The sequence below is a fragment of the Nocardia sp. NRRL WC-3656 genome, assembly GCF_000720265.1.
GTDB classification, from domain to species: domain Bacteria; phylum Actinomycetota; class Actinomycetes; order Mycobacteriales; family Mycobacteriaceae; genus Nocardia; species Nocardia nova.
In genome coordinates, this window is record NZ_JOJF01000014.1 from 50713 (window position 1) to 63140 (window position 12428).

13 protein-coding genes are annotated in these 12428 nt (G+C 68.6%); 8 read left to right on the plus strand and 5 right to left on the minus strand.

From position 1 onward, the window contains the following. Positions 1–780 (plus strand): enoyl-CoA hydratase/isomerase family protein, encoded by a 780-nt coding sequence (locus IG65_RS0119320; RefSeq protein WP_030516336.1) that lies wholly within the window; start codon positions 1–3, stop codon positions 778–780. A gap of 89 nt (positions 781–869) precedes the next feature. Next, positions 870–1682, plus strand: a complete 813-nt coding sequence (locus IG65_RS0119325; protein ID WP_051756501.1) for an LLM class flavin-dependent oxidoreductase — start codon at positions 870–872, stop codon at positions 1680–1682. A 38-nt stretch (positions 1683–1720) separates the two neighbouring features. On the opposite strand, the gene IG65_RS0119330 is transcribed toward IG65_RS0119325, so the two are convergent. Both IG65_RS0119330 and IG65_RS0119335 read right to left on the minus strand, forming a co-directional pair. Beyond that, complete coding sequence (locus tag IG65_RS0119330) at positions 1721–2467, minus strand: SDR family NAD(P)-dependent oxidoreductase (RefSeq protein ID WP_030516338.1); 747 nt, start codon at positions 2465–2467, stop codon at positions 1721–1723. Continuing rightward, entirely contained in the window at positions 2464–3228 is a 765-nt protein-coding gene (locus IG65_RS0119335; protein ID WP_030516339.1) for an SDR family NAD(P)-dependent oxidoreductase, read from the minus strand. The genes IG65_RS0119330 and IG65_RS0119335 overlap by 4 nt, the downstream gene beginning before the upstream one ends. Before the next feature lie 53 nt (positions 3229–3281). Between IG65_RS0119335 and IG65_RS0119340 the strand changes: the two genes are divergently transcribed. The 3 genes from IG65_RS0119340 to IG65_RS0119350 are packed head-to-tail and all read left to right on the plus strand — an operon-like array spanning position 3282 to position 6764. Continuing rightward, entirely contained in the window at positions 3282–4718 is a 1437-nt protein-coding gene (locus IG65_RS0119340; protein ID WP_030516340.1) for a class I adenylate-forming enzyme family protein, read from the plus strand. After that, positions 4711–5856 carry a thiolase family protein gene (locus IG65_RS0119345; protein WP_030516341.1) on the plus strand — a complete coding sequence of 382 codons (1146 nt, stop codon included), beginning with the start codon at positions 4711–4713 and terminating at the stop codon, positions 5854–5856. Before IG65_RS0119340 ends, IG65_RS0119345 begins: the two co-directional genes overlap by 8 nt. Beyond that, on the plus strand, positions 5853–6764 hold the full coding sequence (locus IG65_RS0119350) for an ArgK/MeaB family GTPase (protein ID WP_030516342.1): 912 nt from the start codon (positions 5853–5855) through the stop codon (positions 6762–6764). The genes IG65_RS0119345 and IG65_RS0119350 overlap by 4 nt, the downstream gene beginning before the upstream one ends. A gap of 16 nt (positions 6765–6780) precedes the next feature. Here IG65_RS0119350 and IG65_RS0119355 read toward each other — a convergent pair whose 3' ends face one another. The 3 genes from IG65_RS0119355 to IG65_RS0119365 all read right to left on the minus strand — a co-directional run bounded on the left by IG65_RS0119355 (position 6781) and on the right by IG65_RS0119365 (position 9282). After that, a complete protein-coding gene (locus IG65_RS0119355) occupies positions 6781–7599 on the minus strand; it encodes an SDR family oxidoreductase (RefSeq protein WP_030516343.1) in 819 nt (272 codons plus the stop codon). Between the two features lie 172 nt (positions 7600–7771). Then, the gene (locus IG65_RS0119360) at positions 7772–8584 is read right to left on the minus strand and encodes an acyl-CoA thioesterase II (RefSeq protein WP_030516344.1); all 813 of its coding nucleotides are present in this window, start codon (positions 8582–8584) and stop codon (positions 7772–7774) included. A 44-nt stretch (positions 8585–8628) separates the two neighbouring features. Then, complete coding sequence (locus IG65_RS0119365; protein WP_030516345.1) at positions 8629–9282, minus strand: TetR/AcrR family transcriptional regulator; 654 nt, start codon at positions 9280–9282, stop codon at positions 8629–8631. 178 nt (positions 9283–9460) lie between these two features. Here IG65_RS0119365 and IG65_RS0119370 point away from each other — a divergent pair, with 178 nt between their 5' ends. From IG65_RS0119370 to IG65_RS0119380, 3 genes are read left to right on the plus strand one after another with little or no spacing between them, the layout of a single operon-like run. Continuing rightward, positions 9461–10459, plus strand: a complete 999-nt coding sequence (locus IG65_RS0119370) for an acyl-CoA dehydrogenase family protein (RefSeq protein ID WP_030516426.1) — start codon at positions 9461–9463, stop codon at positions 10457–10459. Then, complete coding sequence (locus IG65_RS0119375) at positions 10443–11621, plus strand: acyl-CoA dehydrogenase family protein (RefSeq protein ID WP_030516346.1); 1179 nt, start codon at positions 10443–10445, stop codon at positions 11619–11621. Before IG65_RS0119370 ends, IG65_RS0119375 begins: the two co-directional genes overlap by 17 nt. Before the next feature lie 9 nt (positions 11622–11630). Continuing rightward, on the plus strand, positions 11631–12419 hold the full coding sequence (locus IG65_RS0119380; protein WP_030516347.1) for an enoyl-CoA hydratase: 789 nt from the start codon (positions 11631–11633) through the stop codon (positions 12417–12419). Positions 12420–12428 lie beyond the last annotated feature (9 nt).

Consider the following 12428-nt stretch of genomic DNA (forward strand, 5'->3'; position numbering starts at 1 on the left):
ATGTACGACCTGCCCGCCGAAGTCGACGTCCGGGCCGAGGGCCCGATTCGCATCATCACCTTGAACCGCCCCGACGCGCTCAACGCCGTCGACGACGCGCTGCACACCGGGCTCGCCCGGCTGTGGCCGCGACTCGGCGAGGACCGGGAGGCCCGCGTCGCGGTACTCACCGGCGCCGGGCGCGCCTTCTCCGCCGGGGGCGACTTCGCCTACCTCGGCGAATTGAGCCGCGATGCCGAGTTGCGCGCGAAAACCATTGCGCACGGCCGCGATATCGTGCTCGGGATGGCGCGGTGCCGGGTGCCGATCGTGGCCGCCGTGAACGGGCCCGCGGTCGGCTTGGGCTGCAGCCTGGTCGCCCTCAGCGATATCGTCTACATCGCCGAACAGGCCTATCTCGCCGATCCGCACGTGCAGGTGGGACTGGTGGCCGCCGACGGCGGCCCGCTGACCTGGCCGCTGCACACCAGCCTGCTGCTGGCCAAGGAGTACGCGCTGACCGGTGACCGGATCCCGGCCGAGCGGGCGCGGGAGATGGGTTTGGTCAATCACGTGGTCGCCGATCCGGTTGCCGAGGCACACGCCTGCGCCGAGCGGATCCTCCGGTTGCCCAGGCAGGCAGTCGAATCCACCAAGCGGATCCTGAACCTGCAGCTGGAGCGCGCGGTGCTGGCCACTCTCGACTTCGCGCTCACCGCCGAGGATCTGACCTTCCAATCGGAGGATCTGCGCGCCAATCTGGCCCGGTTGTCGGCGCCGAAGAACGGCGCGAAGAAGTAGCCGTGGCAGCGGTAGGTGGGGTGGAGTCAGGCCGGGTAGTGGCGGGCGGGGCGCAGTGGTATCTGTTCCTGCCGCAGATCCGGTTCGATATGGCCGAGATCGTGGCGCGGGCCCGGGCGGCGGAGGCCCGCGGATTCGACGGCATCGCCTTCATCGATCATCTGCGGGCGCCCGGCGCCGAGCAGCAGCCGCTGTGGGAGGCGATGACGGTCGCCGCCTGGGTGGCCGCGCGCACAGAACGGTTGCGCATCGGCCACCTGGTGCTCTGCGACGCGCTGCGCCATCCCGCGATGCTGGCGAAACAAGCGGTGGCGTTGCAGGAGGCCAGCGGTGGCCGGTTCGAGCTGGGGCTCGGGTCGGGGTCGGTGCCGAAGGAACTGGCCGACTTCGACATCGGCCACGAGAACGGCCCGGCCCGCCGGGCCCGGTTGGAACGCACGCTGGCACTGCTGCCGCGGTATTGGTCGGGTGAGGGGGACCTCGGCCTGGCACCCGCCCCGACATCGCGGATTCCGATCGTGATCGGCGGGTCCGGTCCCGCGACGATGGCGCTGGTGCGTCGCTACGCGGACTGGTGGAATCTGCCGGCCAACCAGCTCGACCGGTTGCCACGGTTGCGGTCGAGCGCCGGGCGGGCGCGGGTGTCGACCCAGCAGTTGGTGGGTTTCGTGGGACGCCGCGCCGATCCCGACCGGGTGCGTGCGGTGAGCCGGCGCCGATTCGGTTATCTGGCAAGCGGTTTGGTGTGCGGAAATGCCGAGGAGCTGATCGCCCACTTCGCCGCTGCCGCGGAGCAGGGTGTCGAACGGTTCTACATCTGGTTCACCGATTTCGCGCACCCGGAAACTCTCGCCGAATTCGGTGACGCGGTCATCGGTGGCATGCGCCGCGCCCGGTCGTAACGCCCGCTCGAGCTACCGTGCTCTGCCGACGACGACTATCATTGCGCCAGCAGCACTTCCGACTGTTGGACCGATCCCGTGATGCCGCTCGCGTCCTGCCGCGCGAGCAGTACCGCGGCCTCCGCCATGGTTTCCGGCGGTTCGACCATCTCCGCCGGAATCCGCTGTCCGCCGCCACCGGCCCGCCAGCCCTCGGTGAGAACCACCCGCGACGGGCACAGACAGTTGACGGCGATATTGTCCGCGCGCAGATCGGCCGCCAGTCCCAGATACATGCGCTCCACCGCGGCCTTGGTGATCCAATAGGCGTTGGCGCCGCGGTCGAGCATGCCGACGCCGGTGGTCGTGATGGCGATCATCGAACCGCCGCCGCGAGCACGCAGCAGCGGAATCGCCGCCCGGGTGACGTGGAAGACGCCGGTGAGGTTGACATCCAGACAGCGCTGCCAGCGTGCGTCCGGGGTCGATTCGATCGGGCTCAGTGCCAGTACCCCGGCATTCGCCACGACGATGTCGACCCCGCCGAATTCGGAAACCGTTGCCGCCAAGGCCGTCTCGACGGATTCCGCGCTGGTGACATCGCAGGCCACCGGCAGGGCCCGGCCGCCGGATTCGGTGATCCGCTGCGCCACCGAATGGATGGTTCCGGGCAACCGCCCCGGTTCCCGCGAGCGGGCGGCGACGGCCACCTCGGCCCGCGCCGCCGCCAGACCGTGCGCGATCGCGGCGCCGATGCCGCGGCTGGCACCCGCTACGAACGCGACTTTGCCTGTCAGAGAGGTCATTTGGGCGGGAAGCGCAGGGCGCCGTCGAGGCGGATCACCTCACCGTTGAGGTAGTCGTTCTCCACGATGGACTGCACCAGTTGCGCGTATTCCGGGGAGCGGCCCATCCGCTTGGGATGCGGAACCTGTTTGCCCCAATAGGCTTCCAGCTGATCGGCGGCCTTACCGTAGGCGGGGGTGTTGAACGTGCCGGGTGCGATGGTGACCACGCGGATGCCCAGCGGTGACAGGTCACGCGCGGCGACCAGCGTCATGCCGACCACCCCGCCCTTGGCCGCCGAATACGGCAACTGCCCGATCTGGCCCTCGTAGGCGGCGATCGACGCCGTGTTCACGATGACACCGCGCCGGCCCTCGTCGCCCGGTTCGGACTGGGCGATTGCCGCGGCCGAGAGTCGCAGCACGTTGAACACGGCGGTGAGATAGAACTCGATCGTGGTGCGGAACCCGTCGAGCGCGAGCGGGCTGCCGTCCTTGCCGACCAAGCGGCCACCGCTGGCGGGCCCGCCGTGCGCGTCCACCGAGATGCGCAGCGGGCCCAGTGATTGTGCCTCGGCGATCGCCGCCTGTACCGACTCCTCGCTGGTGGCGTCGGTGTGCACATAGCGGATGCCGAGCTCGGCGGCCAGCTCCTTGCCCTTGTCGTCGGCGACATCGGCCACCACCACCTTGGCTCCCGCGGCGTGCAGCCGCCGCACCGTCGCCTCGCCCAGCCCCCCGGTGCCGCCCACCACGATCGCGGCGCTACCGCTGATCTCCATGACGCTGCCCTCTCTTGAAATTAACACTCTCTTACTGAGAGAATAATGTTCTCATGAACATTAGCATGATCCTCGAGATGGCGGCCTCGGCCGGAAACCGGCCGGTGATCACCGTCGACGGCCGTTCGCTCACGGCGTCGCAATTGCTGCGACTGGCGCGCCGCGCGGCCGCGGAATTCGCCGACAGTTCGGCTGTGCTGTATCTGGGCACGAACCACCTGGCCTATCCGGTGGCGCTGTTCGGCGCCGTGCTGGCCGCGGTGCCGTTCGTGCCGCTGAACTATCGGCTCGGCGAACAGCAACTCTCGGCACTGCTGGCGCGGCATCCGGGTGCGCGGGTGCTGCGCTCCGGGGATCTCGATGCCCTGGTGGAAACCGATGCGGCACAGCACGATCCGGGACCGGGACCGGCCCCGTGGGACGGCGAGGCGGTGGCCGCGATCATCTACACCAGCGGCACCACCTCCGAACCCAAGGCGGCGCTGCTGCGGCACCGGCATCTGATGGCCTACCTGCTGAACACGATGGAGTTCGGCACGGCCGCCGAATCCGACGCATCGCTGGTGTCGGTCCCGCCGTACCACATCGCGGGACTCACCAATCTGCTCTCCAATCTCTACACCGGCCGCCGTGTGGTGTATCTGCCGGCATTCGAACCGCAGCGATGGCTGGAAACGGTTCGGGCCGAGCGGATCACGCACGCCATGCTGGTGCCGACCATGCTGGCCCGCATCGTCACCGCGGTCGACGGCGCCGACGCGGCCACGCCGACGCTCGCGAGCCTGGCCTACGGCGGTTCACGCATGCCGCGGCCGGTGCTGGAACGGGCGCTGGCGATGTTCCCCGAGACCGGGTTCGTCAATGCCTACGGCCTCACCGAAACCGCCTCCTCGGTGGCGGTGCTCGGACCGGAGGACCATCGCGCAGCGCAGGCCGCGACCGATCCCGCGATCCGCGAGCGGCTGAGCTCCGTCGGCCGGGCGCTGCCGGGCGTCGAATTCGACATTCGCAGTGCCGCGGGGGAATCGCTGCCGACCGGGCAGACCGGACTCGTGTACGTGCGGGGCGAGCAGATCTCGGGAGAGTACGGTGCGCGCACCGCGCTGGATGTCGACGGCTGGTTCGGCACCCGTGACCTGGGCAGACTGGACGAGGACGGCTATCTGTTCATCGAGGGCCGCGCCGACGACACCATCATCCGCGGCGGGGAGAACATCTCACCGGCCGAAATCGAGGACGTGCTGCTCGCTCATCCCGGGATCAGCGAGGCCGCGGTGATCGGGGTGCCCGATCCGGAATGGGGGCAGCGCCTGGTCGCGGTCGTGGTGGGTGCCGGTGATCCCGAAGAGATCAAGCGGTGGGTGCGGGAGCGGATGCGGTCCTCGAAAACTCCCGACGCGATCGTGTTCCGCGCCGAACTGCCCAAGACCGAAACCGGAAAATTGTTGCGCCGCAACCTCGTCGCCGAATTGGAGAGCTCCCATGCCTGAAGCCGTCATCGTCTCCGCCGTGCGGACCCCCATCGGAACCGCGCGCAAGGGCACGCTGCGCGACACCAACGCCTTCGACCTCGCCCACCATGTGGTCGCGGCGGTCGCCCGCGATATCGACCCGAGCCGGGTGGACGACGTCATCCTCGGCGAGGGCCGCTACGGCGGCGGGGTGCTGGCCCGCCACGCGGCGGTGACGGCCGGGCTCACCACGGTACCGGGACTGGCCGCCAACCGGCACTGCGCGGCGGGAATGGCCGCGGTGCAGACCGCGGCGGCCGGAATCCGTTCGGGGATGGACGAACTCGTCCTCGCCGGTGGCGTGAATTCCGATTCCACCGGGCCCCGGGTGCGGTTCCGGGTCGGTGCGGACGAATGGATCGACCCGTGGGTATCGCCGTCGCATCCGGACCGCCCGGACGCGCCCAATCTGGATATGTCGATCACCGTCGGCTGGAATACCGCGGTCAAGGCGGGGATCTCGCGCGAGGAGATGGACGCCTGGGCCCTGCGTTCGCATCGCAACGCGATCGCCGCTATCGACGAGGGCCGGTTCAAGGAGGAGATCGTCGCGATCGAGACGCCGCACGGCGAATTCTCCGTCGACGAACATCCGCGCCGCGACACCAGTCCGGAGCGGCTCGCCGGATTGAAGGTGCTGCATCCGGAGATCGAGGGATTCTCGATCACCGCGGGTAACGCCTCGGGATCCAACGACGGCGCCGCCGCGCTGGCCATCGCCTCGGACCGGCTGGGCCTGCCCGCGCTGGGTGTCATCCGTTCGTGGGCCTCGGTGGGCGTGGATCCCGCCGACACCGGCCTGGCGCCGATCGAGGCGATCACCAAAGCGGTTGCGCGGGCGGGTATCTCACTGTCCGAGGTGAAGCTGATCGAGATCAACGAGGCGTTCGCCTCGGTGCCGCTGGCCGCGGTCAAGGCGCTGGATCTGGATCCCGAGCGGGTGAACTACAGCGGCAGCGGCTGCTCGCTGGGGCATCCCGTGGCAGCCACCGGCGCCCGCATGATCGTCACCCTGGTCCACGAATTGCGCCGTCGCGGCGGCGGATTCGGTATCGCGGCGCTGTGTGCCGGGGGAGGTATGGGATCGGCGACCGTGATCGAGGTGCCCGCTCCGTGACCACCGCCGGGCGTGAGGCCAAACGGCTGCTCGCCGCCGCCCGGGAGGGTTCCCTGCGAGCCACCGGGCGGCTGCTGAGCATGGTCGAAAACGGCAGCCGCGACGAGGTTCTCGCGCTGCTCGGCTCGGTCGCCACGCCTCGGGTGCTGGGCGTCACCGGCCCGCCGGGCGCCGGAAAATCGACCACGGTCGCGGCGCTGGTCGGCACGTATCGAGCGCAGGGTGCGAGGGTCGCCGTCCTCGCGGTCGATCCGTCCTCGCCCTACAGCGGCGGCGCCCTGCTCGGAGACCGCATCCGCATGTCGGCCCATGTCGGCGACCCCGGTGTGCTGATCCGCTCGGTGGCCACCCGCGGGCATATCGGCGGCCTGGCCGCGGTGGTGCCGGCCGCGATCCGGCTGCTCGCCGATCTCGGCTACGACCGGATCGTGGTCGAGACGGTCGGGGTCGGGCAATCGGAGATCGAGGTCGCGGCGGTCGCCGATCCGACCGTGGTCATCCTGAATCCCGGTGCGGGAGATGCGATTCAAGCCGCCAAGGCGGGACTGCTGGAGGTCGCCGACATCCTCGTGGTGAACAAGGCCGACCGGCCCGGCGCCGACCGGACGGTGCGGGAACTGCGCGGCGAATCGTCGGCCCCCATCCTGACTCTTGTCGCGGAGAACGGCACCGGGGTGCCCGAACTGGCCGAGGCCATCGACGCGCACCAGCGCAGCGACAACCCCGAACGTCGCGCCGCCCGCGCCCGGGTGCAGATCCTGTCGCTGGTGCACACCCGCGTGCGAGCCCACCCCGACCTGGCACGGCTGGCCGAGGAAGTGGCCAGCGGGAGCCTGGATGCCTACACCGCCGCGGAGCGGCTGGTGCCGCGTTCGCCCGCGGTCCCGGCACCGGCCATCCGGTGGTGAGGTAGATCCGGCCGGCTCACTGTCCGCCGCGGCGAGCGTAGAAGATCTTGCCGACCTGCAGATACGCGAGCCGGTCCGCCAGCCGCGAACTGAGCCGGCGGGTGACGTTGTAGACGTGGGCGTCCTTACCGATGACCACCCGGCCTCGCCCGCGCATCGTCGCGTCGATCATTCGTTTCGCGACCCGTTCCGGCCGTGCCGCGAATGCTCTGGCCACGGGTTCGGGTGCTCCCAGTTGCGCCGCGCTCGCGCGCACGAGATCGGTCCACACCGTCCCCGGGAGAGCCGTGGTCACCGTGACGGCGGAGCGCCGCCCGCGCAGATCCTGGGACAATCCGTATCCGAACATCGCGAGCGCGGCTTTGGAGGCCCCGTAGAACGTCGAACCCGGAACGGGCACGATCGCCGAGAGGCTCGAGGTGTTCATGATCGTGGCCTGCGGGCGCTGCGACAGGTGCGGGAGGAATGCCCGGCACATCCATACGGAGCCGAAGAAGTTCACCCGCATCAAGGTGTCGATGCGATCGTCGTCGACCTCGGCGACGGTCTGCATCTGCTGGGCGATTCCGGCGATGTTGAACAGGCCGTCGACATGGCCGTGCGCGGCGATCACCGCATCGGGGAAGGCCCGCACCGCGTCGCGATCTCCGATGTCGAGGCGGTGAGCCGAGAACCTGGATCGGTCGGTGACCATGTCCGCGGTCGCGGCCAGTGCCTGTTCGTCGAGGTCGGCGCCGGCGACGATCGCTCCTCGTCGCACCAATTCGAGGGCGACGCAACGCCCGATGCCGTTACCCGCGCCGGTGACGACGAATACCTTGCCAGCGACCTGCACCGGACGAACTCCTTCCGCCCCTCCGCGCACCGCGCTCGAAACCCATCGAGCGGAAAGAGGGTTCTAGAACAGGTTCTATCATTCCGCGGCGGCCGGGAAACAGCCGGCCATCGGCTTACGCGACGCGGAGAACCGGCCCGATGCCGGATGGGCCGACCGGGAAAGGGATCGGCTAGGGAAACCGCACCATGGCTTCCTGGGCGAAAGACGCGACCAGCGAACCATTCTCGGTGAAGACGTCCCCGCGGCCGAAGCAGCGGCCCTGCGCCATCACCGGGCTGTCCTGGCGCAGCAACAGCCAGTCGTCGGTGCGGAACGGCCGATGGAACCAGAGGGTGTGGCTGGTGACCGCGGAGCGGAACGCGGTGCCGTTGCCGCGCTGGCACACCCCCTCGATCGGGCGCAGTGCGGTGCCGATCAGGGTGAGGTCGGTGGCGTAGCCGGTCAAGGCCGGTGCGAGCGCGGCGTCCGCGGCCGGTGTGCGCATCCAGAACTCGAATTCCGGTGCGGCCGAACCGGTGTCGTCGAGGTCGACGTTCGTGCGGGTCTCCCACGGGATGATGTCGAATCCGGCCTTGTGCTCGGCCGACAGCAGCGGGCCGATCGGTGCGGTCGCCTGCTGTTCGGGTCCGTCGTCGGCGGCGTGCAGGGAAATGGCCGCGGTGGCAACGATTCCCGATGCCTGCTCGGCCAGTATCGTCGCCGAGGCGAAGGTCCGTCCCTGATGCTGGACCCGCACCCGGTACCGCAGGGCCTCGTCCGGTTTACCCTCGCGGGGAAACAGCGCATGCAGCGATTTGACGGACTTGTCCGGACAGGCCAGCTGGGCGGCGCGCACGAATTGCGCCAGCAGCTGGCCGCCGAAGATCCGGTAGTACCCCAGGCTCTGATTGGGGCCGGAGAACACCGCGGTATCGCGGTCGTCCTCGGCCGGAACCGAACGCAGGTCGAGACAAGCGAGAAGGTCGCTCCACAGATCGGGCATGAATCCGAGTGTAAGCGACCTTCTCGATTACGAGAATGAAATTCTCAGTCTTGCGCAAAGCCGTGGGCGCAGAAGTTCCACACCTCTTCGGCGGTGATGGGGTGGGTGGTCTCCTCGTCGGTGCCGCCGGTGGACTGCGCGGTGAACATCACCGTCTGCATGACCATCGCCGCGGTCCGGCGCGCGTTGAGATCCTTGCGCAACCGGCCCTGTGCCTGGGCCTTCTCCATCAACTCCGTGATCAGGCTCAGCAGCGGCGCGTGCGCCACCTTCACCTGCGCGGGATGCGAAACCAGCAGCTGCGGCGCGAAATCGGTGAACAGCGGCCGCTGCGCGGTCGGATCCGGGCGGCTCAGTTCGAACAACAGCTCGATGGTCACCCGGAGCTGGTCGATCGGATCGTCCTGCCCGTCGGCGGCCGCGCGCAGCTGGTCCGAGGTGCGGCTGAGCGCATCCTCGAACAGGGCCAGCAGCAGTTCGTGTTTACCGTCGAACTGCAGGTAGAAGCTGCGCAGCGATTGTTTGGAGCGGTCCACTACTTCCTGCACGGTGAAGTCGGTGGTGCCCTTCTCGGTGATGATGGCCTGCGCCGCGTCGAGGAAGCGCTGTACTCGCTGTTCGGCACGCAATTTCGCGGTCCGGATCGAGCGCTCGACGGCGCGTTGCTTCCAGGCGGGCTCTTCGCTGGGGCTGCTCACGGTCGGCTCGGTCCTTGGTTATGTGTGCAGAACATGAATGCACTGTACCGGAGAATGTCATGTTCCCGGGCACCGAGGGCGCGTGTTCGGGAACGGCACGAGAGACTGTTACTTTCTGTTGTGGAGAATGATATTCTCGCCTCGGTAGGCAGTCTAGTGGCCAGAGAGGCGGTCCGGGATGCTTTTGGAGTTCGACTCCGAACAAAGACTCTGGCGCGACACCGTGCGCGAGGCGGTCGGCAAACAATGCCCGGCGACGCTGATCCGGGAGATCGCCGACAAGGACGGCGACCCGATGCCCTTGTGGCGCAGCTACATCGGGCTGGGCTGGACCGAATTGACCGGGGACGCGGCCGCTGTCGAGCTGGCGATCGTCCTCGAGGAACTGGGCCGGGCCACCGATCCGACGCCGTATCTGGCCACGATGACCCAATTCGCGCCGCTGGCACCGGAGTTCGCGGACCCCGCACTGTCCGGTACGGCCGTGTACGACGGTGTGAACGCGGTCCTCGACGCCGACGGCTGGGTGCTCGGCGGCACCGCGCACCACGTCCTGGACGGTGACCGCGCCGAACAGTTCGCGGTGGTGACCAGGGCCGGTGTGTTCGTGGTGCCGGCCGCCGAGGTGCAGGTGCGCCGCAGTGCGGTCTTCGATCCCGTGCTGCATATCGCCGAGGTGCGCTTCGACGGCGTGCGCGCCGGACACGATCGGCGCAGCACCGTGGATGTGGCGCGGGCGCGTCGGTTCGCCGCCACCGGAATGGCTCTGACCGTTGTCGGCGCCTGCCAGCGCATTCTGGACCTGGTGCTCGACCATGTGCGCACCCGCCACCAGTTCGGCGTGCCGATCGGCTCGCTACAGGCGGTCAAACACAAGGCCGCCGATATGCACGTGGCGATCGAGCGGGCCCGGGCGCTGGCCTATTTCGCCGCGCTGACCATCGCCGAGGACGATCCGCGCCGGGCGCTGGCGGCCTCGATGGCGAAGGCCGCCGCGGGGGAGTGTCAGAACGTGGTGTTCCGCAACGGATTACAGCTGTTCGGAGCCATGGGATTCACCTGGGAGAACGACTTGCAATTCGCGCTCAAACGAGCCCAGGCCGGCGAGCTGATGCTCGGCGGTGCGGCCGAACACCGGGCGCTGATCGCCGAGGAGTGCCGTGCAACTGAGATTTGACGACGACGTCGAGGAGTTCCGGGCCGAATTCGTGGCCTTCCTCGACGCCCATCTGCCCGATGCGGCCACCGCGAGCCGGCGGCGGTCGCATTCCAGTGCCGACGTGCCCGAATGGGCGCGCGACTGGCAGCGGCTGCAGTTCGATCACGGCTGGCTGCTGCCCGGCAATCCGCCCGAATTCGGCGGGCGCAATGCCACCATCCTGCAGCAGTACGTGCATCTGCAGGAGCTGTCGGATCGGCGCATCTATCACAGCTTCAATCCGCAGGGCGTCGGAATCGTCGCCGCCTCGCTGCTGTCGTTCGGCACCGAGGAACAGAAAAACCGGTGGGCGAGAAGGATTTTGCGTGCGGAGATCACCGCCGCACTCGGCATGAGCGAGCCGGGCGCGGGGTCGGATCTGGCCGGTCTGCGAACCCGGGCGGTGCGCGACGGCGACGAATTCGTGGTCGACGGGCAGAAGGTGTGGACCTCCGGCGCCCACGACGCCGACGTGCTGCTGACCTTCGTGCGCACCGACCCGGACGCGCCGAAACACAAGGGCATCAGCGTGCTGCTGATCCCCACCGATACCCCCGGCGTGACGCGCCGGCCGTTCGCCTCGGTGTGCGGTCCGCACGATCTGGATTTCAACGAGGTGTTCTTCGAAGGCGTGCGGGTGCCGGCGGAGAATCTGGTCGGCCCGCTGCACGGCGGATGGGGTGTCGCCAACGGTTCACTCGGCCACGAACGCACACTGCTGTGGTTGTCCTACGCGGACCGGCTCGAGGAACTCGCCGCCGATTTCGCTCCGCAGACGGTGCTCGATCGCGATCACTACGCCACCCTGATCATGGACAGCTACGCCCTGCGGTTACTGGGTTCGGCGGCGCTGGCCCGGGCCGCGCGCGGCGAACAGGATGTGGCGGCGCTGTCGGTGCTGAAGGTCTTCGGTTCCGAGGCGGTGCAGACCGCCTCCGGACACGCGCTGCGCGCGCAGGGAGCCGATGGCCTGATCCACCCGGCGCGGACCTCGGCGTTCAACCCGTTGAATCTGGATGCCTTCGGCGCCAGCTGGTTCGAACGCTATACCCGCAGTTTCGCCGGGACGATCGCCGGCGGCACTTCCGAAATCCAGCGCAACATCATCGCCGAGCGCGTGCTCGGCCTGCCCCGAGGCTGAGGAGTCGCCATGTCGTACATCGAATACGAGGTCGCCGACAAGATCGCGACCATCTCGCTCAACCGCCCGGAGGCAGCCAACGCCCAGAACGGCGAACTACTGGAAGAACTGGATGGCGCCTGGCAGAAGGCCGGCGCCGACGACGATGTCGCGGTGATCGTGTTGCGCGCCAACGGGAAACACTTCTCCGCCGGACACGATCTCAAGGACCGGTCGTGGCCGGACCCGTCGACGATCACCCTCGAACGCATCTACGCCATCGAATCGAGGAAGTACCTCGAATTCTCCCTGCGCTGGCGCAACATCCCGAAGCCGTCCATCGCCGCGGTGCAGGGCCGCTGCATCGCGGGTGGGCTGCTGCTGTGCTGGCCGTGCGATCTGATCGTCGCCGCCGAGGACGCACAGTTCTCCGATCCGGTGGTGATGATGGGGATCGGCGGCGTCGAATACCACGGGCACACGTGGGAACTGGGCCCGCGCAAGGCCAAGGAGATCCTGTTCACCGGGCGGGCCGTCACCGCGCGGGAGGCCGAACAGATCGGCATGGTCAACAGTGTGGTGCCGCGTGCCGACCTCGACGCCCGCACCCGGGCACTGGCCGAACGCATCGCCGCGATGCCGCCGTTCGGTCTGCGCCAGGCCAAGCGCGCGGTCAACCAGACCCTCGATGTGCAGGGCTTCTACGCGGCCATCCAGTCGGTGTTCGACGTGCACCAGACCGGGCACGGTAATGCGCTGAGCGTCAACGGTTATCCGATTCTGGTCAACCTGGACGAGATGAAACAGAAGATCGAGTGAAGGGTAAAT